Source organism: Frigidibacter sp. (assembly GCF_030695035.1).
GTDB lineage: Bacteria > Pseudomonadota > Alphaproteobacteria > Rhodobacterales > Rhodobacteraceae > Frigidibacter.
The window spans coordinates 236,833-260,451 of the sequence record NZ_JAUYTT010000012.1 but is presented as its reverse complement, the minus strand read 5'-3'; the positions used below and the strand labels follow the sequence as shown (position 1 = coordinate 260,451).

Sequence of the window (23,619 nt, the reverse complement as noted above, 5' to 3'; positions counted from 1 at the left end):
TGCTTGCGGAAGCGGCGATAATCCTGCATCGATTTCTCTAGGAGCCATGCTGCGCCGCGGCGTGGATTGCGCCTGCGCGGCATGGATGCAGACTGCGGGAATGCAGACTGGCTGCGCGGGCCAGATTTTCTGACGGGGACTGGGGAAAGCCAATGGAACTGCGCGAAGTTGAAGAGCGGGACCACATTTTCGTGTCGGTCCTGTTGCAAACCGCTTTCGAGCGGCCCGAGGAATCACGTCTGGTTGAGGCGCTGCGCAGCGCGGGCGATCTGGCGCTGGAACTGGTGGCCGAGGAAGACGGGCAGGTGATGGGACATATCGCCTTTGCCCGCCTGACGGCCCCGGAAGACTGGTGGACGCTGTCCCCGGTCTGCGTGATGCAAAGCCGGCAGGGCCGCGGGCTTGGCGGCGAGATCATTCGCCATGGGCTGGACCTGTGCCGCCAGCGCCATGCCAAGGCGGTGGTCGTGGTCGGCGGGTCTGCCTATTACGGGCGCTTCGGGTTTTCGCTGAAGGCGGCAGAGCATCTTTCCACGCCTTTCGCCCGCGAATACACGCTGCTCTATCCGATCGCCCCCGGCACCGCCGGCGCGCGCGAGCGGCTGGTTTATCCCGAGCCATTCTCGGCGCTTTAAGCGGCCGGATAGCGGATCGCCACGATCTCCAGCGTCACCGCTCCGGCGGGGCGCGGCCAGTCGACCAGATCGCCGACCTCTGCCCCGATCAGCGCCTGCGCCAATGGCGAATGCGGCGCGATTTGGCGGTGGGCGGCGTCGGCCTCATCCTCCCCCACAATCGCATAGATGGTGGTACGGCCCTCCTCGTCCTGCACCGTGACCTCTGCGCCGAACGCGACCCGGTCCTGCGGCTGGCTGCCTGGGTCGAACGGGATCGCGCTGGCAATGCGGGCCGACAGGTAGCGGATGTCCCGTTCGGCGGTGGCTTCGGGCAGCTTGTCGAGCCGCTCCGGCCGGGCACGCAGCCGCGCCAGCTCCTCCTGTGCCTCGGCAAGGCGGGCGTGGAGCTGCGCAAGGCCGGCGGGCGTCACATGGTTCGGATGCGGGCTGGCCGGCAGGTCGGGCAGCTGCGGCGTGGCATCGGGCGCATCCTCGCGGACGAAGGCGCGGCTCATCGGTCGGAACGGGACTGGGGCAAACGGGACTGGGGCATCGGCCAAGACTGCGCCAGTGCGCGGAGGATGTCCATGCCGGGTCAGCCGCGGCGCGGGGTCACGCGGTTGACATGGCCCATCTTGCGGCCGGCGCGGGCCTCTGCCTTGCCATAGAGGTGGATCGCCGTGCCCGTTTCGCGCGCAAGTGCCGGGACCCGCAGCACATCATCGCCGATCAGGTTCAGCATCTCCACATCCGCAAAGCGGCTGCCATCGCCAAGCGGCCATCCGGCCACGGCGCGGATATGCTGCTCGAACTGGTCCACGGCGCAGCCATTCTGCGTCCAGTGGCCGGAGTTATGCACCCGCGGCGCGATCTCGTTGACGATCAGGCCCTTGGGGGTCACGAACAGCTCCACCCCCAACACGCCGACATAGCCAAGCGCGTTGAGGATACGCGCCGCGATCAGCACCGCATCGCTGCGAAGGGTGGGCGGGATATGGGCGGGCACGGTGGTGGTGTGGAGGATGCCGGATTTGTGGACATTCTCGCCGGGGTCATAGGCGGCAATCTCGCCGGTCACGCCCCGGGCGGCGATCACCGAAATCTCGCGGCTGAAGTCGATGAACCCTTCCAGCACCGCGGGCTGGCCGGCCATCACCGCCAGCGCCTCGGCGGCATCCTCAGGCGCCATGATCCGCGCCTGGCCTTTGCCGTCATAGCCAAGCCGGGTGGTCTTGAGGATGGCGGGGGCGCCGATCCGCTCCAGCGCCGTGGCCAGATCGCCAGCATCCTCAACGGAACACCAGGGGGCCGTCGCCAGCCCCTCGCCGTTCAGGAAGGTCTTCTCCAGCAGCCGGTCCTGGCTGATCGCCAGCGCGCGGCGGTTGGGGCGGATCGGGCGCTGGCTCTCGATCAGGTCCAGCGCCGAAGTGGGGATATTCTCGAACTCATAGGTCACCACATCGACCGAGGCGGCGAAGGCGGCCAGCGCCTCTGCATCCTCATAGGGCGCAGTGGTGACGCGGTGGGCGACGTCGGCAGCGGGCGGGTTGGCGGCGGGTTCGTAGATATGGGTGCGCAGGCCGAGGCGGCTGGCGGCGACTGCCAGCATCCGGCCCAGTTGGCCGCCGCCAAGGATGCCGATGGTCGCGCCGGTGGGCAGGGGGGCATCAGTCATCGGTGGGTTCCTCGGGGATCGAGGCGGAGAGGGCCTCGCGCCAGGCATCGAGCTTGGCGGCGAGGGCGGGATCGTTGAGCGCGAGGATGCCAGCGGCCATCAGCCCGGCATTGGCCGCGCCCGCAGCCCCGATGGCCATGGTGGCGACGGGGAAGCCCTTGGGCATTTGCACGATGGAATAGAGGCTGTCGACGCCCGACAGAGCCCGTGTCTGCACCGGCACGCCGACAACCGGGATCCGGGTCTTGGAGGCCATCATGCCGGGCAGATGCGCCGCGCCGCCAGCGCCCGCGATGATCACCTGCAACCCGCGCTCCGCCGCCGTCTTGCCATAGGTCCAGAGCCGGTCCGGGGTGCGATGCGCCGAGACGATCCTGGCCTCATAGGCAATGCCAAGCTCATCGAGGATTACCGCCGCCTCTTTCATCGTGGGCCAGTCCGACTGGCTGCCCATGATGATTCCGACCTTCACGCCCATGGATGCCCCCCGGAAAATGCGAAGTGCGCACTATAGCGGGGGCGGGGCGGGGTGCAATGGCAGGTCAGGCGATGATATCTGGCGTCAGCACATCCTCGATCCGGGCGATCTGATCCTTGAGGCCGAGCTTTTGCTTCTTCAGCCGGCGCAGGGTCAGCTGGTCGCCGCGACCGCTGGTTTCCAGCGCGTGGATCGCCTCGTCGAGGTCGCGGTGCTCGCGGCGCAGCACGCCGAGTTTCACCCGCAACACATCGTCATGGTTCATTTCCCCGGGCGCGTGCATGTCCATATGGGCGTTCATCTCGATCCTGCTGGCAGCTGAGTCGGTTGCGCGGGCGTTTTTGAAACATAGCGTTTTCCGCTGCTTGCGGGAAGCGTGCTGTAGGGCGGCGCAAGCGGCGCCTTGCCGAGGAAAGCCTCTTGCCGAGCCCCGGGTCCGTGCCCATATCTTTAACGAAGGGGCTGCCGCACTCGGGGCCCTGCCTGCAATGTCGCTTGGACGAGGACTTGCCCGATGACGAAACTGACCTTTGGGGCGCATCCCTACTTGCTGGGCTTCGATCAGCTGGAACGGCTGGTGGAGCGCACGGCGAAAGCCGGCAGCGAGGGCTATCCGCCGTTCAATATCGAACAATCGGGCGAGAATGCCTATCGGATCACCCTGGCCGTCGCCGGGTTCCGCGAGGAGGATCTGGCGATCACGGTCGAGGATCGGCAGCTGCTGGTCCGGGGCCGTCAGGGCGAAGAGGATGCCGCGCGCATCTACCTGCATCGCGGCATTGCCGCGCGGGCCTTCCAGCGCAGCTTCGTGCTGGCCGAGGGGGTCGAGGTGGCAGGTGCGGCGCTGGAGAATGGCCTGCTGCATATCGATCTGAAGCGGGCAATCCCCGAGCCGGTGGTGCAGACCATCCGCATCGGGCGCAAATAACAGGAAAGGGGAAACGCGATGAACACCACTTTTGAATTCGGCCCCGAAGCGGGCGAGCGCATCGTCTATGTCCGCAGCGTGGCGGTGACGGACCTGCCGGGCGAGGTGCAGGCGCAGGCCGAGGGGCTGGCGACGCTTTATGCCGTGCATGATGCTGCGGGGGAGCGGCTGGCGCTGGTGCGCGACCGGAAAATGGCCTTCATGCTGGCGCGGCAGAACGATCTGGCGCCGGTCAGCGTTCACTGACTTCGGGCAAATGGACACGACAACAGGCGGCCCATGCAGGGCCGCCTTTTTGCTAGCGAGGGGATGGCGGGACGGCAGGACACGTCGGCGCGCAAATCTGGTAGGCCGGCCTAGGCTTGCTGCGAGCTTTCGCTGCTGCCGTCCTGCGCATAGGCCGGCGCGTAGTTCTGATTGTCGGACCTGCGATCCGCGTCGGCCAGCGCCTCGGCGAGGCAGGCGGCGAGGCGTTCTGGCGTGCTGGGTTTGGTGCAGATCCGCGCCCGGCTGAACGCTTCCAGCAGGCTGGCCGGATCGGCGCGGCCGGTGTGGAAGACGAATGGCACGCCCTGCTCGTCCAGATAGCGCGCCAGCGGGAACACCGTTTCGCCGTTCAGATCCACATCGAGGATCGCGCCATCCACCTTCATCTTGCGAACAAGGTCGAGCGCCGCACCTAATCGATAACAAGGGCCGACAACTGCCGCGCCCAGATCTTCCATCGTCATGGCGAGGTCGAGCGCCAAAAGCGCCTCGTCCTCGACCACCATGATCTTCTTGCCTTCGAGCATGTTCCTAGTCCTTGCCTGTCGCCGTGACCTCGACCTTGTCTGCCCCGCTGAATGGAAATCTCAGCCTTGCAGTCAGTCCTTGTTCGCCCCAGCGTCGTTTCATCGTGGCCTTGGCCTGTTGCAGCGACAGGTCTATCATCGTCGATCCGAAGCCTTCGCGTCCGGGCTGTGGCGGTCCGTACTCGGCAAGCTGCTCTTGCCATACCACAATCAGTGTTTCGTCGGAAGCAAACGTCCAATCGACAGTCAGGGTTCCCAAAGGTGAGGACCAAGCCCCATATTTCACACTGTTGGTTGCCAACTCGTTAAAAATCAGGCCCATCGGCGTCAGCAAACGTGCGGGCAGCACCAGTTTCGCTCCGCTCAGGCGCAGTGTGGCCCCCGGCGGGCAGTAAGGCCGAACCACAGCCTCCAGGAGATCGCCGAAAGGTGCGGTGCGCATCAGGTTCTGGCCGCTCGACAGTTCATGCGCGCGGGCGAGGGCCTGGATGCGTGAGCGGGTCTTTTTCGCAGCGATCTTGGGGTCCGTCTCGCTGCGCCCGGTGACCGAGATGATCGACATCGTCACCGCGAACAGGTTCTTCACCCGGTGGCTCAGCTCATGCGAGACCAGTTCGGCCCGGTCGCGCTGCACTTCGATCTCGCGCCGGTAGCGCAGACGGGATTCGGCTCGGGCGCTGCGGAAGGCCAGCATCGCCGCCAGCACGATCAGCCCCAGCACCGTTAGCCCGATCATCCCCAGCGTGCGCTTGGCCCGCAGCCGCTCGGCATCGGCCCGGGTATAGGCGGCATCCATCAGCGCGCGTTCCTCGCGCCGGATCGCGGCGCTGGCCTGTCGCAGGTCATCCATCGCGGTGCGGGGGCTGGCGGTGGTAGGCGCTGGCACCACTGCGGGCGATGCGGACAGGTCCGCCATCCGCTCCCCGGCGAGCGCGCCAAGCCGGCGCCCCTGCACGGACAGATCGCTGCCGGCACGGTCGAGCGAGGCCTGCATCTGCGCCGTGGCCCCGGGCAGAGCCGCCTCGGCGGCGCGGAACGGGTCCGCGGCGCTGGGGTCGCCGAGCAGGACACTGCGTTGCGCCGACTCGGCCTCATAGAGGATCAGCATCAGGTCATTGACCTGCGACAGGGCCTCGCGCGCCTCTGTCATCTCTTGCCGGGCCACATTCTCGGCGTGGAAAGCGCGGGTCACCGTCAGCGCCCCGGCGGCGAAGAGCACGGCCAAAACCACCAGCATCAGCAGGCTGACGGTCGCACGCGGGGCGAATGACCAAGGCGGGCGCGCTGCATTCCTCACGAGGCTGCCCCCCGGGGCGGGTTGGGGGCGGTGGCGCACCGCCGGTCGACTTGCAGTTGTCAACGCGGGGGGGCGGGATCGGGTTTCGCCTGCAGCATATCGGCCCGCGAAGCCCAGACATGCAAACGGCGCGGCAACCTTCGTCGCCGCGCCGTTGCTTTGTGGTTCGGGGGATCAGCTTCTGCCGATCAGGCCCATGCTTTCCAGCTTCAGGATCACCTGATGCGCGCAGTTGTCGACATCGACATTCTCGGTCTCGACGCGCAGTTCGGGGCTTTCGGGCACTTCATAGGGGTCGGAAATCCCGGTAAATTCCTTGATCTTGCCTTCGCGCGCCAGCTTGTAGAGGCCCTTGCGGTCGCGTTTTTCGCATTCCTCGATGCTGGTCGCCACATGCACTTCGACGAAGGCGCCGTATTGCTCGATCATCTCGCGCACGGCACGGCGGGTCGCGGTGTAGGGCGCGATCGGCGCACAGATGGCGATGCCGCCGTTCTTGGTGATCTCGGAGGCGACATAGCCGATCCGCTTGATGTTGATGTCGCGGTGCTCTTTCGAGAAGCCAAGCTCCGAGGACAGATGCTTGCGCACCACGTCGCCGTCCAGCAGCGTGACCGGGCGGCCGCCCATCTCCATCAGCTTGACCATCAGCGCATTGGCGATGGTGGATTTGCCCGAACCCGAGAAGCCGGTGAAGAACACCGTGAAGCCCTGGTTGGCGCGGGGCGGACGGGTGCGGCGCAGTTCGGTGACGACGTCGGGGAAGGAGAACCATTCGGGGATCTCAAGCCCCTCGGCCAGCCGGCGGCGGAGTTCGGTGCCCGAGATGTCGAGGATCGTGGCGCCGGCCTCGACCTCGTCGCGCGGTTCGTACTGGGCGCGCTCTTGCACAAACACCATCTGTTTGAAATCAACCATCTCGACGCCGATCTCAGACTGATACTTTCCGAACATTTCCTGTGCGGCATAGGGATCGTAGAAATCCTGCCCCGCAGAGTTCTTGCCCGGGCCCGCATGGTCGCGGCCGACGATCATATGGGTGCAGCCGTGGTTGCGGCGGATGATGCCGTGCCACACCGCCTCGCGCGGGCCGGCCATGCGCATGGCAAGGTTCAGCAGGCTCATGGTGGTGGTGGTGGCGGGGTACTGGTCCAGCACCGCTTCGTAGCAGCGCACGCGGGTGAAGTGGTCGATATCGCCCGGCTTGGTCATGCCGACGACCGGGTGGATCAGCAGGTTGGCCTGCGCCTCGCGCGCGGCGCGGAAGGTCAGTTCCTGATGGGCGCGGTGCAGCGGGTTGCGGGTCTGGAAGGCGACGATGCGGCGCCAGCCCATCTTGCGGAAGAAGGCGCGCAGTTCATTCGGGGTGTCGCGGCGGGCCTTGAAGTCATAATGCACGGGTTGCTGGATGCCGACCACCGGCCCACCCAGATAGACCGGGCCGGCCTGATGGTGCAGGTAGTTCACCGCCGGATGCGCAAGGTCATCGGCGCCGAAGACCATCTCGGCCTCGCGTGCCTTGTTGGGGGTGTATTTGTCGGTCACCGACAGGATGGCAAGGATCACGCCTTCCTGATCGCGCAGCGCGATGTCCTGGCCGGGTTCGACCTGGCCGGCAAAGGCTTCGCTGACATCGAGGGTGATCGGCATCGGCCAGAGCGTGCCATCGGCCAACCGCATCTCCTCGACCACGCCGGTGTAATCCGCCTCGGTCAGGAAGCCCTTCAGCGGGTTGAAGCCGCCGTTCATCAGCAGCTCCAGATCGCAGACCTGGCGCGGGGTCAGATCCCAGGAGGCAAGCGTCCCGGCCTCATGCTTCAGCTTCTGGGCGGATTCGTAGGAGACATACAGCTCCGGGATCGGAGCGAGGTTCGGAAGGGACATGGGCGGCTTGCCTTCGGTTGGAAATGCACGGATCGGCACCGGAAAGTCCCGGTTTCAAGGGCACCTATCGCCGGAATATGGCGGATTTCAAGCTTTCCCGAGGGTTTACGGTGAAAAACGGGCCATTGTGGCCCGCTTTCCCCGCCGCGCGGAACGTCATTCCGCCTCGGCCGCCAAAAAGCGTTCAGCGTCCAGCGCGGCCATGCAGCCCATGCCGGCCGAGGTGACGGCCTGACGGTAGATATGGTCGGTCAGGTCGCCCGCGGCAAAGACGCCGGGAATCGAGGTGGCGGTGGAGCCCGGTTCCACCTTCACATAGCCGCCCGAATGCAGCTCCAGCTGGTCCTTGACCAGTTCCGATGCGGGGGAGTGGCCAATCGCCACGAAGAAGCCCGCGCAGGGAATGTCGGTCACTTCGCCGGTCTGCACGTTGCGGGCGCGCACGGCTTCGACCCCCAGCGGTGCCTCGGTGCCCAGAACCTCGGTCACCTCGGTGTTCCAAAGCACCTCGATCTTCTCATGCTTGAAGAGACGGTCCTGCATGATCCGCTCGGCGCGCAGGCTGTCGCGGCGGTGGATCAGCGTGACCTTGCTGGCGAAGTTGGTCAGGAACAGCGCCTCTTCGACCGCGGTATTGCCGCCGCCGATCACGACGACCTCTTTCCCGCGATAGAAGAACCCGTCGCAGGTGGCGCAGGCCGAAACGCCAAAGCCCTTGAACTTCTCTTCCGAGGGCAGGCCCAGCCAGCGCGCCTGCGCGCCGGTCGCCAGGATCACCGCATCGGCGGTATAGGTGGTGCCGCCGTCGCCTATCGCGGTGAAGGGGCGCTGCGAGAGGTCCAGCGACAGGATGGTGTCGCCGATGATTTCCGTGCCCATGGTGCGGGCATGGGTTTCCATCTTGACCATCAGATCAGGCCCCATGACCGAGGACTCGCCCGGCCAGTTTTCCACATCGGTGGTGATGGTCAGCTGCCCGCCCGGCTGGATGCCCTGCACCAGAACCGGCTTCAGCATCGCCCGCGCCGCATAGACGGCCGCCGTGTAACCCGCGGGGCCCGAGCCGATGATCAGAACCCGGCTGTGCTTGGTCTCGCCCATGATGTCGTTCCTCCTGCGAGGCACCCTTGCGCCCCGGTTCTGGCCGATATAGAGCCGCCGGCGCGGCACGAAAACCCCGGATCTTGCCGCAGCGGGTTGGTGCTGAGGGCAGGGCTTGCACCTTAAGGGTGGGCCCAAAGGTCCGGCAGCCCGGGCCGCAAGGTGCGCAATCGCGCGCCGGTTGGTGGGAAAGGGTCGGTTTTGCCGCCCCATGTGTCGCAATGGCGCAGCGCGCCCGTGAAACTTTATTGCGCCGCCCCGGTTGCAGGGGTAAGTAACGACAAAAATCCGAAAGAGGAACGCAATGGCTGGCCACAGACTCGACGAGATCGACCGCAAGATCCTTGCCGAGCTGCAGGCGGACGGGCGCATGACCAACGTGGAACTGGCGCGTCGGGTGGGCATTTCGGCGCCGCCCTGCCTGCGCCGGGTCCGTACGCTAGAGGAAACCGGCTTCATCCGCGGCTTTCATGCCGACGTGAACCCGCGCGAACTGGGGTTCGAGGTCGCAGTGTTTGCGATGGTGCGGCTCCACAGCCAGGCTGAGACTGACCTGTCCGCCTTTGAGGCGCGCTGCAAGGCCTGGCCGCTGGTGCGCGAGTGCCACATGCTGAACGGCGAGATCGACTTCATCCTGAAATGCGTCTCGCCCGATCTGTCCAGCTTCCAGACCTTCCTGACCGGCGCACTGACGGCGGCCGACAACGTGGCCAGCGTCAAGACCAGCCTGGTGATCCGCTGCGCCAAGGACGATCCGGGCGTGCCCTTCGAGGTGCTGGAAGACCGGTTGAACCGGCTGGCCTAGGCTGGGGGCGTTCAGCCCGCCAGCAGGTCTTCGGCCTCGAATTTGGTCAGGCGCGGGAAGGACGGCGCGCCAAAGCCATCCAGCGCCATCCCGCGCTCGCGGATATGCGGGAACAGCGACAGGAACAGCGCCAGAAGCTGCGGGTCCATCATCTCGGCAAAGCCCATCCCGGGGTGGAAGCTTTCAATCTCGATCCCACTGGCGCTGAGCGTGGCCTGCTGGCCAAGCACAAGGTGATGCACGGTGACGGGCGTTGCCGGGGCAACCTCGATCACGCTGTCACCGTCTTGCAGGGCGCGCACCGGCACATAGGCCTCGGTCCCGCCGACCACGGGGCGCAGGCGCGGATCTCGGCGCAGCACCCGGGCATGGGGCCCCAGCACCACATCGGTGATCGGCCGGGCCATGCCGAAGCTGTCGGCCATGATCCGCGTCAGCCGGGCAGGCTCTGCCGACGGCACCGGGGCGCTGCTGCCGGTATCGGTGTTCGCGGCGGGGTAAAGCGTGATGCTTCCGGACCACAGCAGCGGTTCTGGATCCCCCTCGGTCGTGGTCAGCAAGGTTCCGGGCAGCAGATCCTCCACCGCGACCGGGCCTTGCGGCGTGGCGATCAGCGTCCCGCGGGCGACGGCGGAAAAAGCCTGCTCGAACAGCGGCATCGCCGGAGCGAGGCGAGAGAGGGTGCCGATTTCACCAGAAGCTCGCAGGAAGGACGCCTCGTACCGCCGCGCAAGCGGCATGGCGCGCAGGGGACGGCGTTCAGCGCGCGTGGCCCAGTCGGGATGGGCCTTCGAGAGGGCTTCTGTATTGGGCGTCGCAAGGCCGGCGACGGCGCGGTTGGGATAGGACATGCGATCAGCCTTTCGCTGGCCACATCTGCATCAATCCCCGCGCGGCGCAGGGACGGGGGAGATCGCAGAGGCGGCAGGATCTGTCAGAATCGTTGCAAGGGTGCCGGTGGCTCGGGGCCATATTGAGGCAGGGCTGCGGCATTGTTTCGGCAGGGCCGCAGAGGGCGCGGAATGTCGCCGATTTGCGCGGCGCTGCGGGCGAATCGGGCAGTCTGGGAAGAGCGCGGCGCTGTCAGGCGCGGGCTGCAGCGCGGAGCGGCGGCACGGCGGCGGCGCGCGGCGCGCGGACCGGGGCGGCGGCCTTCTTGCGCTGCCAGGGCATGAGGGTCGGGTTCGCGGCTTCACGGGCGGCTTCGGCCAGAACGGACATCATCCAGCGGCGTTGCGGTTTCATCTTTGTGCTCCCTCGTTGCTGCGGGCGCCTCATGCCCGTCTTGCCGCCTTTGTCGCCCGCCTTTGCGGCAGCGGCATGGCAACAGCGCGGCACGGATCGGGTGGTTCCGCGGCGGGCTGCGTCAGAGCCGGATGGCAGATATCAGCCGGCCATAATCCGCCTCGCCGGCATGAACGGAGCGGCGGTAGGAGTAGAAGCGCGCCGGGTCGGAATAGGTGCAATGGCGCGTCCATTCCGCCTCGGCCACGCCCGCTGTCCGCAGGCGGTGCAGCGAGAAGCCCGGCAGGTCGAACTGCATCCGGTCGCCGGTGCCCCCCGCGAAGAAGCGGACATTCTCGGCATCCTCGGCCAGGAACTCGGCCAGGAACTCGGGGCCGACCTCATAGGCGCGCTGGCTGATGGTGGGGCCGATCACGGCCACGATACGCTCGCGCCGGGCACCAAGTGCCTCCATCGCGTCAAGTGTTTCCTCGAGGATGCCGCCAAGTGCCCCGCGCCAGCCGGCATGGGCAGCGCCGATCACGCCGGCCGAGCTGTCGGCGAACAGCACCGGCTGGCAATCGGCGGTGAGGATGCAAAGCGCAAGGCCCGGCACCGCGGTCACCAGCGCATCGGCACGCTGTGCGACAGTCAGCGGGCCGGTGACCGTCACCACCTCGGCGGAATGAACCTGATGCACCCCGATCAGCTGCGCCGGCTGCACTCGCATCGCGGCGGCGACACGGGCGCGGTTCACCGCCACAGCTTCGGTCAGGTCGGTGGAGCCATGCCCGCAGTTCAGCCCGGAAAAGATGCCTGATGACGCACCTCCCCTGCGGGTGAAAAAGCCGTGGCGCAGGTCGCCGAGCGCGGGGACGGTCAGAATTTCAAGGGTCATGTCATCAGGCGGAGGGCTCGAAACCGGGGGGAGGAGATTGGGTTTGCGGGTGGATGGCCAGTGCCTTGAACACCCTTCCCATTTCGCCGGGGTGGGTCAAGCGGCGATGCGCGGCGAGGTGGCTTTCCAGCGCGCTGCCGCCGAGGCCCCGCGCCAGCCGCTCGGCCCGGGCGGCGATCCCCAGCCGCTCCAGCAGCACGCCTTGGGGGATCAGCGCGCTGGCTGCGGCCCCGGCGCTGCGGGCGGCGGCGGCGAGGGGCTCGAAATCGACATGGGCGGTCAGGTCGGCTTCGCCGGGGGCGGCGAAAGGATCGGCTGTGGCATGGCCCTGCACGGCCTGAAAGGTGTCGCCCAGACTGTGCCAGCCGCCATAATCCACGATCAGCGCCGCGCCGCCATGGCGGGCGATGCGGGTGGCGATGCTGGCGGCGATGGACGGGGCGGCGGGGCAGATCTCGACCACATCGCCCGTCGCTGTATCGGTCAGCCTATGGGCCAGCGCCGCTAGCGGGGCAGGGGGGGAGAGGCCGGGTTGCAGGGCGCCGTCGGCCGAAAGGCCCACCAGCCGCTCGCACCAGCCGGGGCCAGAGCGGACGAACTGGCGGATCGGCAGCGCGTCGAAGAACTCGTTCGCCAGCAGGAACAACGGCGCTTCGGGTAGGGTGTCGATGCTGTCGTGCCAAGCCACTTGATGCCCGGCGAGGGTTTCCCGCTGCCGGGCGCGCAGGGTGGCCGAGGCCTCGACCAGATGCACCTCCGCCGCCGCTTCCATCCCCGGCACGGGGCGGATGGTGCGCAGCACATCGGCCATCAGCGTGCCGCGGCCCGGGCCAATCTCAGCCAGCACGAAGGCCGTGGGGAAGCCTTGGTCCAGCCAGGCCTGCGCCAGCGCCAGCCCCAGCATCTCGCCGAACATCTGGCTGATCTCGGGCGCGGTGGTGAAGTCGCCGCCACGGCCGAAAGGATCGCGGGTGCTGTAATAGCCATGCTCAGGGTGCAGCAGGCATTCGGCCATATACTCCGCCAGGGTGATCGGCCCACCCGCTTCGATGCGGCGGGCGAGGAGACCCGCCAGAGGGGTCATGCCGGGGCGGCGGTCTGCCGGCGCGCGCGCAGCACCAGCCAAACGCCTATGGCGATCATCGGCAGCGACAGCAGTTGCCCCATCGAAAGGCCCGTGGCGCCCAGTTGCAGCGCATTGCCCATCGGATTGTCCGGGGTGATGAATTGCGGATCGGCCTGCCGGAAGAACTCCACGAAGAACCGCGCCGCGCCATAGCCGGCGATGAAGAGGCCAGTTACGGTGCCCGGCAGCTTCAGCGCGCCCGCCCGCACCGCCAGCAGCAGCACCAGGCCCAGCAGCAGCCCCTCCAGCCCCGCCTCGTAGAGCTGCGAGGGGTGGCGCGCGCAGAGGCCATAGGCGATGCCCTCGCAGGTCTGCGCCGCCTCGCCGGGGAAGATCACGCCCCAGGGCATGTCGGTCGGGCGGCCCCAAAGCTCGGCATTGATGAAATTGGCGATGCGGCCGAAGAAAAGCCCCGCCGGGGTGGCAAGGGCCAGCGCATCCGCGAGTTGCAGCATCGGCACGCCGTGGCGGCGGCAGAACCAGATCCCCGCCACCACGACGCCCAGAAAGCCGCCATGAAAGGCCATGCCGCCCTGCCAGACCTTCGGGATGTCCCAGGGGTTCGCCAGGAAATACCCCGGCTGGTAGAACAGCACGAACCCCAGCCGCCCGCCGAGGATCACGCCGATGACGATGGCGGTCAGCAGATCCTCGACCCGCTCCACCGGCATCGGCGCCCGCCCGGCGGGCCAAAGCCCCGACCGCCGCATCAGCGCCACCACGATCCGCCAGCCGGCGATCAGCCCCGCGATATAGGCCAGCGCATACCAGCGCAGCGAGAAGGCGAAGCTGCCGATTTCAATCGTGAAGATCTCGGGCGACAGATCGGGAAAGGGGATGCCTGAAGTCATGTCGGTCCTTATGGCCGTCCGTCTGCGGCGGCACTTTCGGCGCGAGGAGTGCCCGCCCCGGGGGGGCGATGTCAACCCGGCTGCCGCGCACGATTCCCTGACCGGGCTGGCCCTGCGGCTTGCCTCGGCGCCCCGCTGTGCCCATATAGGCTCAAACCCCTCGGGAGATCCGCGATGCAGAGCAACAACAAGTTCTTCGACGACATGTCCAAGCTGATGACCAACGCCATGGGCGTGGCCCAAGGCGCCAAGACCGAGGCCGAGACGGCGATGAAAAGCTGGTTCGACCGCTGGCTGGCGGATCGCAACTTCGTGACGCGCGAGGAATTCGACGCGGTGCGCGCCATGGCGCAGAAGGCGCGCGAAGAGAATGAGGCGCTGTCGGCGCGCCTTGCCGCGCTGGAATCGGCAGCCAAACAGGTCTGAACCGCGCCTAACTTAAAGAACACCGCAATTCGGGGGCAGCGCACCCGATTGCGGTGTTTTGCTTTTCGTCCACAACATATCGTGGGCCGCCCCCAGAATCCGCTTTACACAAGCGGCCCGCCCTTGCACCATATGTTGTAAGGGCAATCGGAGAACACCGCCTGTCCTTGTGAATGCACCCTGCCGCTAGGCGATCCTCCTCGTCTCCGGCACAAGGCAAGAGGCGCGGCATGTCGCTTTCCGAAGACTTCCTGCTCTCCGACGACCTTCACCCCATCGACATTGTCGAGACGCTGGCCGAACACCATGAATGGGATTTCGACCGCGTCACCGAAGATCAGATCGCCATGGCCGTTGAGGGCCAGTGGCGGACCTATTCGCTCACCCTCGCCTGGTCGCCCCAGGATGAGACGCTGCGGCTGATCTGCACCTTTGAAATGGAGCCGCCGGCGCACCGGATGGGCGAGCTCTATGAGGTGCTGAACCGCATCAACGATCAGGTCTGGTCCGGCGCCTTCACCTATTGGGCCGAGCAGCGGATGATGGTCTGGCGCTATGGCCTTGTTCTGGCAGGCGGACAGGTCGCCGGGCCCGAGCAGATCGACAAGATGATCGGCACCGCGGTGATCGCCGCCGAGCGCTTCTACCCCGCCTTCCAACTGGTCGGCTGGGGCGAGCAGACGCCCGAGTCGGCGATGAAGGTCGCCATTGCCGAGGCCTACGGGCGCGCCTAAGCTCCGGCCCCGTCAGGGATCACCGGAAGGACGGGCGAATGGATATGGAAACGGTGAAGGCCCGCGGCCTGGTTCTGCTGGGCTGCGGCAAGATGGGCTCGGCGATGCTGGAAGGCTGGCTGAAGCAGGGCCTGCCTGCCGCCAGCGTCTGGGTGATCGACCCGCGCCCCTCGGACTGGCTGATGGCAACCGGCGTTCAGATCAACCAGCCGCTGCCGGGCAGCCCCGCCATTGTGCTGATCGCGGTCAAGCCGCAGATGATGGCCGAGGCGCTGCCGACCCTGCAGGGCATGGGCAACGGGCCGACGCTGTTTCTGTCGGTGGCCGCCGGCACCACGATTTCCCATTACGAGCAGGTGCTTGGGGCTGGCACGCCCATCGTGCGGGCGATGCCGAACACCCCCGCCGCCATCGGCCGCGGCATCACCGCGATCACCGGAAATGCGCAGGCGAGCGAAGAGCATCTGGCCTTGGCCGAGGCGTTGCTGGCGGCCGTGGGCCAGGTGGTGCGGCTGGAGGGCGAGCATCAGATGGATGCGGTCACCGCCGTGTCCGGCTCCGGCCCCGCCTATGTGTTCCACCTGATCGAGACGCTGGCGGCCGCGGGCGAGGCGGAGGGGCTGCCGCCCGCTTTGGCGCTGCAACTGGCAAAGGCGACCGTTGGCGGGGCGGGGGCACTGGCCGAGGCTTCGCCGGAAACCCCGGCGCAGCTGCGCATCAACGTGACCTCGCCTGCCGGCACCACGGCGGCGGCGCTGGAGGTGCTGATGGATGAGGAGACGGGATTCCCGCCCTTGTTGAAAAAAGCCGTGAAGGCGGCGGCGGATCGTGGGCGGGAACTGGGGAAATGACGGAAAAAGACAAGCCCGCCGAGATCGGCTTTGACGATTTCCTGAAGGTGGATATCCGCGTCGGCCGCATTACCCGCGCCGAACCCTTCCCCGAGGCGCGCAAGCCTGCCTACAAGCTGTGGATCGATTTCGGCCCCGAAATCGGCGAGAAGAAATCCTCCGCGCAGATCACCAAGCACTATCAGCTGGAGGAGCTGGTGGGCCGGCAGGTGCTGGCGGTGGTGAACTTCCCACCGCGGCAGATCGGCCCCGTTCGGTCGGAAGTGCTGACGCTGGGGGTGCCCGATGCCGAGGGTGAGGTGGTGCTGATCGGCCCGGGCCATGACGTGCCGATCGGCGGGCGCTTGTACTGATTCCGTGGCTCTTTGCCGGAACCCCGCGGGCTGTTTCGGAGTTGCTTTGGCATAACCTTATCAAGGAGAGATGCCATGAACTGGGATATCGTTGAAGGCAACTGGAAGCAGCTCAAGGGCTCGGCCAAAGAGCAATGGGGCAAGCTGACGGATGATGACCTCGACGTCGCCGCGGGCAAGCGCGACAAGCTGGTCGGCCTCGTGCAGGAAAAATACGGCAAGGCCAAGGATGAGGCCGAGCGTGAAGTGGATGGCTACTTCCGCGACCGCGAACTCTGATCTGATCCGCGCTGTGGAAAAAGGGGCCTTCGGGCCCCTTTTTTCATGCGCGGGCGTCGCCCGTGGCGATGCGCCAATGGCGGCGGCAAAGCGATTCATAAGTCTCGTTGCCGCCGATCTGCACCTGGTCACCGGCCATCACCACCTGGCCGTCAGAGCTGCGGCGCACCACCATCGTGGCCTTGCGCCCGCAATGGCAGATCGTGCGGACCTCGCGCATTTCATCGGCGAGGGCCAGGAGCGCGGCAGAGCCGGGAAACAGCTCACCACGGAAATCCACCCGCAGCCCGTAGCACATGATCGGCACGCCCAGATCATCGACAGCACGGGCCAGCTGCCAGACCTGCGCCGGGGTCAGGAATTGTGCTTCATCAACGAAAATGCAGGCGCAGGGGCCCAAAGCCATCCGATCCTTGATCTTTTCGAACATATCGGCGGTTGCGTCGAAGCTGTCCGCCTCTGTTCCGATGCCAATGCGACTGGCAATGCGGCCGGGGCCGGCGCGGTCATCGAAGCGGGCGGTCAGCAGATAGGTCTGCATTCCGCGTTCGTGGTAGTTATGCGACGCCTGCAGCAGCATCGTGGATTTGCCGGCATTCATCGTCGAGTAATGGAAATAGAGCTTGGCCATGCCGAAACCCCATAAAGCGCGGGGCGAAACGCTGCAAGCGTTCCGCCCCGGTTACCTGATGGCTCAGGCGGCCTGTTCGCTGCGCGGGCGGCGCGAGGGGCGCTTGGCCGGGCGCTTGCGGGCGCCGTCAGCAGCCATCGGCTTGCCGTAGCCGCCCTGCTTGGGCGCGCCGGAAGGCTTCTGCCCCGGTTTGCGCTGCGGGCGGGCGCCCGGCTGCGGGGTTTGCGCGATCGGAACCTCGCCGCCGATCACCGGGATCGGGGCCTTCATGGCCTTTTCGATGGCGCGCAGATCGCCGACTTCCAGCGGCGAGCAGAAGGCAACCGCGCTGCCATCCTTGCCGGCGCGGGCCGTGCGCCCGATGCGGTGCACGTAGTTTTCCGGCACGTTCGGCAGGTCGTAGTTGTAGACGTGGCGCACGTCCGGGATGTCGAGCCCGCGGGCGGCGACGTCGGTGGCGACCAGCACCTTGATCTCACCGGCGCGGAACTGCGCGAGGGTGCGCTCGCGCTGGCCCTGGCTCTTGTTGCCGTGGATGGCGCCGACCGAAAAGCCCCATGAATCCAGCAGCTTCATCAGCTTTTCCGAGCCATGCTTGGTGCGGCCGAAGACCAGCGCCAGCTCTCCCGGATGCTTGGCGACATAGTCGGCCAGCAGTTTGGCCTTGTCGCCCTGGTTGATGAAGTGCACGCCTTGAACGATCTTCTCGGCAGCGCGGCCCGGCGGGTTGACGGCGACGCGGACCGGGTCGGTCAGGTAGCTGTCGGCCAGCTCTTCCATCAGCTTGGGCATGGTGGCCGAGAACAGCAGCGTCTGGCGGTCGCGCGGCAGCAGCCGGGCGATCTGGCGCAGGGTGTGGATGAAGCCGATGTCGAGCATCTGGTCGGCCTCGTCCAGCACCAGATATTTGGTGTCGGCGAGGGTCAGGGCGCCGCGGTCCAGAAGGTCCATCAGGCGGCCCGGGGTGGCGATCAGAACATCGACGCCGCGCTTAAGCTTTTCAACTTGCACGTTAATCGAGGCGCCGCCCACCACGCGAAACACGCGGATCGGGGTGCCGTCGGCATAGGCGGTGATGTTGTCCGAGATCTGGGTGGCCAGTTCGCGCGTCGGGGCAAGGATCAGCGCGCGGACCGATTTGGGGGTCGGGCGCTTGCCGTATTCGATCAGCCGCGTGACCATCGGCAGGCCGAAGGCGGCGGTCTTGCCGGTGCCGGTCTGGGCGAGGCCCAGAAGGTCGCGGCCCTTGACGATATAGGGGATGGCTTCCGCCTGAATCGGCGTCGGCTTGGTCAGGCCAATGCCGGCCAGATTGTCGAGGACCTGTTTGGACAGGCCGAGATTGTCGAAGTTTTCCAAAGGTATATCCATAGCGTGCGCCAAGGCGGGCGCAGTAACATGTCAACCCCGGAGATGTCCGGGGCAGTGCGGCGGGGCGCGGGCAGACGTGCCCGCTGGACCCCTGGCGTGACATGGGAACCTGGTCTCCGAGCCTGTCGCCTTCAAGATGGCGGGGCTGCTCACGCGGCAGCGGGCTTCGGGTGAGTGGCAGATGGGGCAGATTGCCGCGGAAGTCAAGAGCGCTGCTGACCCGGATGTGACCGGAGGGCGGCTGTTGGCTGGGGGCAAGCTGGGGTAGACTGGCCGCAACAAGGGACGCCGGAAAGGCGCCACGAGCAGAACGGAGCCAGGATGTTCAAGCGATTTCAGATGGTTGCAGCCGCTGCGCTGCTGGCCGTGCCGATGGGTGCAGGCCCGGCGCGGGCCGAGCCGCAGATGTGTTCGGCGGTGGTCGAGGGCGTGGCGGTGACGCTGGGCTACAATGACGAGGCGGATGTGTGGTCCTCGCGCCGCGAGCGCTGGGGGCTGGACAAGGGCACCTGCCCGGCGCGGGTGATCATCGCCCATATGGCCCCTGAACTGACCGAGCAGGAGCGGGGGGTGTTCTGCCTGCAGCATGACCCTATTCTCAATGGTTTCAGTGGCTTGGCCATGGGAGAGCGCGACGCTTACGGGCTGTGCGAGACCACGGGCCGGGCCTGCAAGTTCGTCAATTCCACCGCCGAGGGCGCCCGCGATGTGGCCGGGATTGCGGTCACGACAGGGGTGGAGGCAGTGCGCCACAACTCCGGCGCGGTGATCCTGTCGGGCACCTCCTCGGGGCTGGCGGCGACGCTGTCGGGGCTGGGAACGACGGTGGCGGGGGTGATGAGCGCGCCCGTGGCACTGGCCGGAGCGGCGGCGAGCGTGGTGGTGGTTGGCGGGGCTGTGTGGGTCTGTTCGGAGTGATCCGGGGGTGCTGCAATCCATGCAGAACCCATGCGGACGTTATATGCAAAGCTTTTTAATCAACCATTGGCAGTCTTGGGGGCAGATGTTCGCCCCGGAGACTGCCGATGACTGACCTCGCCAAGCTGACCAAGACCCAGCGTGAGAACTATCACTACATGGCCGATGCGATGCGCCGGCTGGAATGGGATCTGCATCATACCATCGAGCAAACCCGCAAGATCCCGCTTGGCTGGCACGCCATCGCCGAGCAGCGCTACCCCAAGCGCAAGGTGCGGGTGACGATGCTGGTCGAGGAAGACGTCGTGCGCTTCTTCAAGTCGATGGGCACCGGCTATCAGGGCCGGATGAACGAGGTGCTGCGGGTCTGGATGCATGGGCGGCTGGCCGGGATCATCCGCGGGGCCGACACGATGGATTACTACAAGCGCCGGGTGGTCGATCTGGAATGTGACGGCCCGCGCCCGGAATGGGGCGAGATGCAGGAGGCCGAGGACCGGATGGCAGAGGAGATGGACAGGTTGTTGGGGAAGGGGTGAGGGTGCTGACTGCCCCGTGTCATTGGCGAAGGCCATCGCCTTCGCCACGCTGTGCCATGTCCACTTGCACCGGACGGGCCCCCAAAGGGCCCGGCCAGCGCCCGCCCTCCCGGCCACGGGCCGGGCGTTCTTCGCGGAAATCCTCCACTGGAGGATTTCTTCTCGCTCATCACCCCTCGGCGGGCGCTTCTCGCCCGCCAGGTCGGGCGCTGCCCTCATTCGGTCTCGTGCTGCCAGTGGCACAGGGTGAGAGGTTCCGCGCGGGCGGGGGCGAGGCAGTGCCTCGCCTGTTCCCGCCCGAAGCGAGGGGGCGGAATCTGCCATCGCCCCGGCAGAGCCGGGGCGGCAAGCTACCCCTGCAGCGTCCGCACCCCGATCCCCTCATCCCGCGCCTTCATCGCCTCCACCGCGGCGATGCTGGCGGCGGCGGTGGTGAAGTAGGGGATCTTGTCATAGAGCGCGACGGCGCGGATGTCGCGGCTGTCGCTGATCGCCTGGCGGGTGTCGGTGGTGTTGAGCACCAGCGCGATATCGCCGTTCTTGAGCATGTCCACGATGTTCGGGCGGCCTTCATAGACCTTGTTCACCAGTTCCGACGCGATGCCGGCCTCGGTCAGGAAGCTGGCGGTGCCGCGGGTGGCGACGAGGGTGAAGCCCATCGCAACCAGATCGCGGGCGGCGGTGGCAAGCTCTGTGGTCTTGTCCATGTCCTTGACCGACAGGAACACCCGACCGGAGTCGGGCAGGATCGTGCCCGCACCCATCTGCGCCTTGAGGAAGGCGAGCGGGAAGGTGCGGTCCCAGCCCATCACCTCACCCGTCGAGCGCATTTCCGGCCCCAGCAGCGTGTCGACGCCGGGGAAGCGGGCGAAGGGCAGCACCGCCTCCTTGACCGAATACCAGGGGGTCTGCGGGTCGGCGAGGGTCATCGGGTCGGCATAGGGCAGCGGCGTGTCGGGGCCGACGCCTTGCGGGTAGGGGGCGCGCATCGGGAAGGAGGCGAGCTTTTCCCCCGCCATCACCCGGGCGGCGATGGAGGCGATGGCCGAATCGGTGGCCTTGGCGACGAAGGGCACGGTGCGGGACGCGCGGGGGTTCACCTCCAGCACATAGATCTCGCCGTCCTTGATCGCGAATTGCACGTTCATCAACCCGACGACGTTGAGCCCGCGGGCCATTGCCTCGGTCTGCACCTTCAGCTCGGCGACGGTTTCCGCCGACAGCGAGTAGGGCGGCAGCGAGCAGGCGCTATCGCCGGAGTGCACCCCGGCCTCCTCGATATGCTGCATGATGCCGGCGACATGCACGTCGGTGCCGTCGCAGATGGCATCGACATCCACCTCGATGGCACCCGAGAGGTAGCTGTCCAGCAGCACCGGGCTGTTGCCCGAGACCTGCACCGCCTCGCGGATGTAGCGTTCCAGCTGGGCATCGTCGCGGACGATTTCCATGGCGCGGCCGCCAAGCACATAGGAGGGGCGGATCACCAGCGGATAGCCGACGCGGGCGGCGATGGCGAAAGCCTCATCGCGCGAGCGGGCCATGCCGTTGATGGGCTGGCGCAGGCCAAGCTGGTTCAACAGCTGCTGGAAGCGCTCGCGGTCTTCGGCAAGGTCGATGGCGTCGGGCGTGGTGCCGAGGATCGGGATGCCCTCGGCCTGCAGCGCCTGGGCGAGTTTCAGCGGGGTCTGGCCACCGAACTGCACGATGACGCCGTGAAGGGTGCCGTTCTCCTGCTCCACCCGCAGGATTTCGAGGACGTGTTCAAGGGTCAGCGGTTCGAAGTACAGGCGGTCCGAGGTGTCATAGTCGGTGCTGACCGTTTCCGGGTTGCAGTTGACCATGATGGTTTCATAGCCGGCCTTGGTGAGGGCAAAGCAGGCATGGCAGCAGCAATAGTCGAACTCGATGCCCTGGCCGATGCGGTTGGGGCCGCCGCCGAGGATGACGACCTTCTTGCGGTCCGACGGGCGCGCCTCGCATTCCACGTCGCCCATCGCGGGGGATTCGTAGGTGGAATACATGTAGGGGGTCTGCGCCTCGAACTCGGCGGCGCAGGTGTCGATGCGCTTGAAGACCGCGGTGACGCCAAGGTTGCGGCGGGCGCGGCGCACCTGTGCCTCGTCCCGGCCCGTGAGGGTGGCGAGGCGGGCATCGGTGAAGCCCATCATCTTGAGCTTGCGCAGGCCGGGCGCGGTGATCGGCAGGCCGCCGGCGCGGATCGCGGCCTCGGCTTCGATGATCTCGCGGATGCGGGCGAGGAACCACGGATCGAAGCTGGTGGCGCGGTTGATCTCGTCATCGCTGAGCCCGTGGCGCATGGCCTGCGCGATCAGGCGGATGCGGTCGGGGGTTTGTGCGCTGATCGCCTTGACGATGGCGGCGCGTTCGGGGGCGCCGGGGATGGCGATCTCGTCGAAGCCGGAGAGGCCGGTTTCCAAGCTCGCCAGCGCCTTTTGCAGCGATTCGTGGATGGTGCGGCCGATGGCCATGACCTCGCCCACCGATTTCATCGCGGTGGTGAGTTCGACCTTGCTGCCCGGGAACTTCTCGAAGGCGAAGCGCGGGATCTTGGTGACCACATAGTCGATGGTGGGTTCAAAGCTGGCGGGGGTGACCTTGGTGATGTCGTTGTCGAGCTCGTCCAGCGTGTAGCCGACCGCCAGCTTGGCGGCGATCTTGGCGATGGGGAAGCCGGTGGCCTTGGAGGCCAGCGCCGAGGAGCGGCTGACGCGCGGGTTCATCTCGATCACCACCATGCGGCCATCCGCCGGGTTGATCGCCCATTGCACGTTGGATCCGCCGGTTTCCACCCCGATCTCGCGCAGCACGGCGATGGAGCCGTTGCGCATGATCTGGTATTCCTTGTCGGTGAGCGTCAGGGCCGGGGCGACGGTGATGCTGTCGCCGGTATGCACGCCCATCGGGTCGATATTCTCGATGGCGCAGACGATGATGGCGTTGTCGGCGGTGTCGCGCACCACCTCCATCTCAAATTCCTTCCAGCCCAGCAGGCTCTCGTCGATCAGCACCTGCGCGACCGGCGAGGCATCGAGGCCGGAGCGGACGATGGCCTCGTAGTCATCGCGGTTATAGGCGACGCCGCCGCCGGTGCCGCCAAGGGTGAAGGCGGGGCGGATGATGGCGGGCAGGCCGACATATTCGATGGCGGCGATGGCCTCGGCCACGCCGGCGTTGATATCATACTTGCCGTTCGGCAGTTTCGGCGCGGCGATGATGGTGGCCTTGGGGTTTTCGAGGCCGATGCGGTCCATCGCCTCGCGGAACAGCTTGCGGTCCTCGGCCATCTCGATGGCCTCGCGCTTGGCGCCGATCAACTCCACCCCGAACTTCGCCAGCACGCCCATGTCGGCCAGCGCCAGCGCGGTGTTGAGGCCGGTCTGCCCGCCCATCGTCGGCAAGATCGCGTCGGGGCGTTCCTTTTCCACGATCTTGGCGACGATTTCCGGGGTGATCGGCTCGATATAGGTGGCATCGGCCATTTCCGGGTCTGTCATGATCGTGGCGGGGTTGGAGTTCACCAGGATGACCCGGTAGCCTTCCTCGCGCAGCGCCTTGCAGGCTTGGGCGCCGGAATAGTCGAACTCGCAAGCCTGACCGATGACGATGGGTCCGGCTCCGATGATCAGGATAGACTTGATATCGGTTCTTTTCGGCATGGTTGGACCCCCGGGTGCGCAAATTGTCGGCGTTATATCCGTGCCGGGCGTCGGCGCAACCCCAGATGCCCGCTTTGCCGTGCCAAGCGGGCGAATAGGCGGCGCTGTGGCGCGGTGCTTGACTTCCCCGGCCCGCCGCGGTGTATCGGCCCCGACGCC

Annotated in this window: 27 protein-coding genes; 11 read left to right on the top strand and 16 right to left on the bottom strand. The window is 66.7% G+C overall.

Annotation, left to right across the window (positions count from 1 at the left end; translation table 11 throughout):
* Positions 1 to 152 precede the first annotated feature (152 nt).
* Positions 153 to 635 (top strand): GNAT family N-acetyltransferase, encoded by a 483-nt coding sequence (locus Q8S30_RS12630; RefSeq protein ID WP_305666368.1) that lies wholly within the window; start codon positions 153 to 155, stop codon positions 633 to 635.
* Here Q8S30_RS12630 and Q8S30_RS12625 read toward each other — a convergent pair.
* The 4 genes from Q8S30_RS12625 to Q8S30_RS12610 form a co-directional block, all read right to left on the bottom strand.
* Positions 632 to 1,132 carry a GreA/GreB family elongation factor gene (locus Q8S30_RS12625; protein WP_305666367.1) on the bottom strand — a complete coding sequence of 167 codons (501 nt, stop codon included), beginning with the start codon at positions 1,130 to 1,132 and terminating at the stop codon, positions 632 to 634. The two genes, Q8S30_RS12630 and Q8S30_RS12625, sit on opposite strands and share 4 nt — an antisense overlap.
* 80 nt (positions 1,133 to 1,212) lie before the next feature.
* On the bottom strand, positions 1,213 to 2,292 hold the full coding sequence (locus Q8S30_RS12620) for a 5-(carboxyamino)imidazole ribonucleotide synthase (RefSeq protein ID WP_305666366.1): 1,080 nt from the start codon (positions 2,290 to 2,292) through the stop codon (positions 1,213 to 1,215).
* On the bottom strand, positions 2,285 to 2,770 hold the full coding sequence (gene purE / locus Q8S30_RS12615; RefSeq protein ID WP_305666365.1) for a 5-(carboxyamino)imidazole ribonucleotide mutase: 486 nt from the start codon (positions 2,768 to 2,770) through the stop codon (positions 2,285 to 2,287). Before purE ends, Q8S30_RS12620 begins: the two co-directional genes overlap by 8 nt.
* Positions 2,771 to 2,834: 64 nt before the next feature.
* Positions 2,835 to 3,035, bottom strand: a complete 201-nt coding sequence (locus Q8S30_RS12610) for a YdcH family protein (protein WP_371135512.1) — start codon at positions 3,033 to 3,035, stop codon at positions 2,835 to 2,837.
* A 249-nt stretch (positions 3,036 to 3,284) separates the two neighbouring features.
* Between Q8S30_RS12610 and Q8S30_RS12605 the strand changes: the two genes are divergently transcribed.
* Together Q8S30_RS12605 and Q8S30_RS12600 are read left to right on the top strand one after the other, a co-directional pair.
* Positions 3,285 to 3,698, top strand: a complete 414-nt coding sequence (locus Q8S30_RS12605) for an Hsp20 family protein (RefSeq protein ID WP_305666364.1) — start codon at positions 3,285 to 3,287, stop codon at positions 3,696 to 3,698.
* An 18-nt stretch (positions 3,699 to 3,716) separates the two neighbouring features.
* Entirely contained in the window at positions 3,717 to 3,944 is a 228-nt protein-coding gene (locus Q8S30_RS12600; RefSeq protein WP_305666363.1) for a DUF1150 family protein, read from the top strand.
* A 110-nt stretch (positions 3,945 to 4,054) separates the two neighbouring features.
* Here Q8S30_RS12600 and Q8S30_RS12595 read toward each other — a convergent pair whose 3' ends face one another.
* From Q8S30_RS12595 to trxB, 4 genes are all read right to left on the bottom strand, one after another.
* A complete protein-coding gene (locus tag Q8S30_RS12595; RefSeq protein WP_305666362.1) occupies positions 4,055 to 4,492 on the bottom strand; it encodes a response regulator in 438 nt (145 codons plus the stop codon).
* A gap of 4 nt (positions 4,493 to 4,496) precedes the next feature.
* A complete protein-coding gene (locus Q8S30_RS12590; RefSeq protein WP_305666361.1) occupies positions 4,497 to 5,729 on the bottom strand; it encodes an HWE histidine kinase domain-containing protein in 1,233 nt (410 codons plus the stop codon).
* A 234-nt stretch (positions 5,730 to 5,963) separates the two neighbouring features.
* Complete coding sequence (locus Q8S30_RS12585) at positions 5,964 to 7,673, bottom strand: bifunctional sulfate adenylyltransferase/adenylylsulfate kinase (RefSeq protein ID WP_305666360.1); 1,710 nt, start codon at positions 7,671 to 7,673, stop codon at positions 5,964 to 5,966.
* Between the two features lie 156 nt (positions 7,674 to 7,829).
* Positions 7,830 to 8,774, bottom strand: coding sequence for a thioredoxin-disulfide reductase (trxB, locus tag Q8S30_RS12580; protein ID WP_305666359.1), 945 nt, complete (start codon positions 8,772 to 8,774; stop codon positions 7,830 to 7,832).
* A 304-nt stretch (positions 8,775 to 9,078) separates the two neighbouring features.
* Between trxB and Q8S30_RS12575 the strand changes: the two genes are divergently transcribed.
* Entirely contained in the window at positions 9,079 to 9,579 is a 501-nt protein-coding gene (locus Q8S30_RS12575) for an Lrp/AsnC family transcriptional regulator (RefSeq protein WP_305666358.1), read from the top strand.
* Between the two features lie 11 nt (positions 9,580 to 9,590).
* Here Q8S30_RS12575 and Q8S30_RS12570 read toward each other — a convergent pair whose 3' ends face one another.
* The 5 genes from Q8S30_RS12570 to lgt all read right to left on the bottom strand — a co-directional run bounded on the left by Q8S30_RS12570 (position 9,591) and on the right by lgt (position 13,678).
* Entirely contained in the window at positions 9,591 to 10,430 is an 840-nt protein-coding gene (locus tag Q8S30_RS12570) for a Hint domain-containing protein (protein WP_305666357.1), read from the bottom strand.
* A gap of 232 nt (positions 10,431 to 10,662) precedes the next feature.
* Entirely contained in the window at positions 10,663 to 10,824 is a 162-nt protein-coding gene (locus Q8S30_RS12565) for a hypothetical protein (protein ID WP_305666356.1), read from the bottom strand.
* A gap of 121 nt (positions 10,825 to 10,945) precedes the next feature.
* Positions 10,946 to 11,701 (bottom strand): peptidoglycan editing factor PgeF, encoded by a 756-nt coding sequence (pgeF, locus tag Q8S30_RS12560; RefSeq protein WP_305666355.1) that lies wholly within the window; start codon positions 11,699 to 11,701, stop codon positions 10,946 to 10,948.
* 4 nt (positions 11,702 to 11,705) lie between these two features.
* Positions 11,706 to 12,785 (bottom strand): class I SAM-dependent methyltransferase, encoded by a 1,080-nt coding sequence (locus Q8S30_RS12555; protein WP_305666354.1) that lies wholly within the window; start codon positions 12,783 to 12,785, stop codon positions 11,706 to 11,708.
* Positions 12,782 to 13,678 carry a prolipoprotein diacylglyceryl transferase gene (gene lgt / locus Q8S30_RS12550; protein ID WP_305666353.1) on the bottom strand — a complete coding sequence of 299 codons (897 nt, stop codon included), beginning with the start codon at positions 13,676 to 13,678 and terminating at the stop codon, positions 12,782 to 12,784. Before lgt ends, Q8S30_RS12555 begins: the two co-directional genes overlap by 4 nt.
* A 174-nt stretch (positions 13,679 to 13,852) precedes the next feature.
* On the opposite strand from lgt, the gene Q8S30_RS12545 reads away from it, so the two are divergent.
* From Q8S30_RS12545 to Q8S30_RS12525, 5 genes are all read left to right on the top strand, one after another.
* Positions 13,853 to 14,104, top strand: coding sequence for an accessory factor UbiK family protein (locus Q8S30_RS12545; protein WP_305666352.1), 252 nt, complete (start codon positions 13,853 to 13,855; stop codon positions 14,102 to 14,104).
* A gap of 230 nt (positions 14,105 to 14,334) precedes the next feature.
* Entirely contained in the window at positions 14,335 to 14,838 is a 504-nt protein-coding gene (locus Q8S30_RS12540; RefSeq protein ID WP_305666351.1) for a YbjN domain-containing protein, read from the top strand.
* A 38-nt stretch (positions 14,839 to 14,876) separates the two neighbouring features.
* Positions 14,877 to 15,689 (top strand): pyrroline-5-carboxylate reductase, encoded by an 813-nt coding sequence (gene proC, locus Q8S30_RS12535; protein ID WP_305666350.1) that lies wholly within the window; start codon positions 14,877 to 14,879, stop codon positions 15,687 to 15,689.
* Positions 15,686 to 16,042 (top strand): tRNA-binding protein, encoded by a 357-nt coding sequence (locus tag Q8S30_RS12530; protein WP_305666349.1) that lies wholly within the window; start codon positions 15,686 to 15,688, stop codon positions 16,040 to 16,042. The genes proC and Q8S30_RS12530 overlap by 4 nt, the downstream gene beginning before the upstream one ends.
* A gap of 75 nt (positions 16,043 to 16,117) precedes the next feature.
* Positions 16,118 to 16,321, top strand: coding sequence for a CsbD family protein (locus Q8S30_RS12525; RefSeq protein ID WP_305666348.1), 204 nt, complete (start codon positions 16,118 to 16,120; stop codon positions 16,319 to 16,321).
* Positions 16,322 to 16,364: 43 nt separating this feature from the next.
* On the opposite strand, the gene Q8S30_RS12520 is transcribed toward Q8S30_RS12525, so the two are convergent.
* Together Q8S30_RS12520 and Q8S30_RS12515 are read right to left on the bottom strand one after the other, a co-directional pair.
* Positions 16,365 to 16,952 carry a thymidine kinase gene (locus tag Q8S30_RS12520; protein WP_305666347.1) on the bottom strand — a complete coding sequence of 196 codons (588 nt, stop codon included), beginning with the start codon at positions 16,950 to 16,952 and terminating at the stop codon, positions 16,365 to 16,367.
* Between the two features lie 63 nt (positions 16,953 to 17,015).
* On the bottom strand, positions 17,016 to 18,323 hold the full coding sequence (locus tag Q8S30_RS12515; protein ID WP_305666346.1) for a DEAD/DEAH box helicase: 1,308 nt from the start codon (positions 18,321 to 18,323) through the stop codon (positions 17,016 to 17,018).
* Positions 18,324 to 18,644: 321 nt separating this feature from the next.
* On the opposite strand from Q8S30_RS12515, the gene Q8S30_RS12510 reads away from it, so the two are divergent.
* Positions 18,645 to 19,241, top strand: coding sequence for a hypothetical protein (locus Q8S30_RS12510; RefSeq protein ID WP_305666345.1), 597 nt, complete (start codon positions 18,645 to 18,647; stop codon positions 19,239 to 19,241).
* A gap of 107 nt (positions 19,242 to 19,348) precedes the next feature.
* On the top strand, positions 19,349 to 19,780 hold the full coding sequence (locus Q8S30_RS12505; RefSeq protein ID WP_305666344.1) for a BrnA antitoxin family protein: 432 nt from the start codon (positions 19,349 to 19,351) through the stop codon (positions 19,778 to 19,780).
* Positions 19,781 to 20,130: 350 nt separating this feature from the next.
* Here Q8S30_RS12505 and carB read toward each other — a convergent pair whose 3' ends face one another.
* Positions 20,131 to 23,460 (bottom strand): carbamoyl-phosphate synthase large subunit, encoded by a 3,330-nt coding sequence (gene carB / locus Q8S30_RS12500; protein WP_305666343.1) that lies wholly within the window; start codon positions 23,458 to 23,460, stop codon positions 20,131 to 20,133.
* Between the last annotated feature and the right edge of the window lie 159 nt (positions 23,461 to 23,619).

What these genes read in the sequence shown, in the direction of transcription:
- Q8S30_RS12630 (WP_305666368.1), top strand. Translation starts at nt 153, where the DNA reads ATGGAACTGCGCGAAGTTGAAGAGCGGGACCACATTTTCGTGTCGGTC.
- Q8S30_RS12625 (WP_305666367.1), bottom strand. Translation starts at nt 1,132, where the DNA reads ATGAGCCGCGCCTTCGTCCGCGAGGATGCGCCCGATGCCACGCCGCAG.
- Q8S30_RS12620 (WP_305666366.1), bottom strand. Translation starts at nt 2,292, where the DNA reads ATGACTGATGCCCCCCTGCCCACCGGCGCGACCATCGGCATCCTTGGC.
- purE (WP_305666365.1), bottom strand. Translation starts at nt 2,770, where the DNA reads ATGGGCGTGAAGGTCGGAATCATCATGGGCAGCCAGTCGGACTGGCCC.
- Q8S30_RS12610 (WP_371135512.1), bottom strand. Translation starts at nt 3,035, where the DNA reads ATGAACCATGACGATGTGTTGCGGGTGAAACTCGGCGTGCTGCGCCGC.
- Q8S30_RS12605 (WP_305666364.1), top strand. Translation starts at nt 3,285, where the DNA reads ATGACGAAACTGACCTTTGGGGCGCATCCCTACTTGCTGGGCTTCGAT.
- Q8S30_RS12600 (WP_305666363.1), top strand. Translation starts at nt 3,717, where the DNA reads ATGAACACCACTTTTGAATTCGGCCCCGAAGCGGGCGAGCGCATCGTC.
- Q8S30_RS12595 (WP_305666362.1), bottom strand. Translation starts at nt 4,492, where the DNA reads ATGCTCGAAGGCAAGAAGATCATGGTGGTCGAGGACGAGGCGCTTTTG.
- Q8S30_RS12590 (WP_305666361.1), bottom strand. Translation starts at nt 5,729, where the DNA reads ATGCTGGTGGTTTTGGCCGTGCTCTTCGCCGCCGGGGCGCTGACGGTG.
- Q8S30_RS12585 (WP_305666360.1), bottom strand. Translation starts at nt 7,673, where the DNA reads ATGTCCCTTCCGAACCTCGCTCCGATCCCGGAGCTGTATGTCTCCTAC.
- trxB (WP_305666359.1), bottom strand. Translation starts at nt 8,774, where the DNA reads ATGGGCGAGACCAAGCACAGCCGGGTTCTGATCATCGGCTCGGGCCCC.
- Q8S30_RS12575 (WP_305666358.1), top strand. Translation starts at nt 9,079, where the DNA reads ATGGCTGGCCACAGACTCGACGAGATCGACCGCAAGATCCTTGCCGAG.
- Q8S30_RS12570 (WP_305666357.1), bottom strand. Translation starts at nt 10,430, where the DNA reads ATGTCCTATCCCAACCGCGCCGTCGCCGGCCTTGCGACGCCCAATACA.
- Q8S30_RS12565 (WP_305666356.1), bottom strand. Translation starts at nt 10,824, where the DNA reads ATGAAACCGCAACGCCGCTGGATGATGTCCGTTCTGGCCGAAGCCGCC.
- pgeF (WP_305666355.1), bottom strand. Translation starts at nt 11,701, where the DNA reads ATGACCCTTGAAATTCTGACCGTCCCCGCGCTCGGCGACCTGCGCCAC.
- Q8S30_RS12555 (WP_305666354.1), bottom strand. Translation starts at nt 12,785, where the DNA reads ATGACCCCTCTGGCGGGTCTCCTCGCCCGCCGCATCGAAGCGGGTGGG.
- lgt (WP_305666353.1), bottom strand. Translation starts at nt 13,678, where the DNA reads ATGACTTCAGGCATCCCCTTTCCCGATCTGTCGCCCGAGATCTTCACG.
- Q8S30_RS12545 (WP_305666352.1), top strand. Translation starts at nt 13,853, where the DNA reads ATGCAGAGCAACAACAAGTTCTTCGACGACATGTCCAAGCTGATGACC.
- Q8S30_RS12540 (WP_305666351.1), top strand. Translation starts at nt 14,335, where the DNA reads ATGTCGCTTTCCGAAGACTTCCTGCTCTCCGACGACCTTCACCCCATC.
- proC (WP_305666350.1), top strand. Translation starts at nt 14,877, where the DNA reads ATGGATATGGAAACGGTGAAGGCCCGCGGCCTGGTTCTGCTGGGCTGC.
- Q8S30_RS12530 (WP_305666349.1), top strand. Translation starts at nt 15,686, where the DNA reads ATGACGGAAAAAGACAAGCCCGCCGAGATCGGCTTTGACGATTTCCTG.
- Q8S30_RS12525 (WP_305666348.1), top strand. Translation starts at nt 16,118, where the DNA reads ATGAACTGGGATATCGTTGAAGGCAACTGGAAGCAGCTCAAGGGCTCG.
- Q8S30_RS12520 (WP_305666347.1), bottom strand. Translation starts at nt 16,952, where the DNA reads ATGGCCAAGCTCTATTTCCATTACTCGACGATGAATGCCGGCAAATCC.
- Q8S30_RS12515 (WP_305666346.1), bottom strand. Translation starts at nt 18,323, where the DNA reads ATGGATATACCTTTGGAAAACTTCGACAATCTCGGCCTGTCCAAACAG.
- Q8S30_RS12510 (WP_305666345.1), top strand. Translation starts at nt 18,645, where the DNA reads ATGTTCAAGCGATTTCAGATGGTTGCAGCCGCTGCGCTGCTGGCCGTG.
- Q8S30_RS12505 (WP_305666344.1), top strand. Translation starts at nt 19,349, where the DNA reads ATGACTGACCTCGCCAAGCTGACCAAGACCCAGCGTGAGAACTATCAC.
- carB (WP_305666343.1), bottom strand. Translation starts at nt 23,460, where the DNA reads ATGCCGAAAAGAACCGATATCAAGTCTATCCTGATCATCGGAGCCGGA.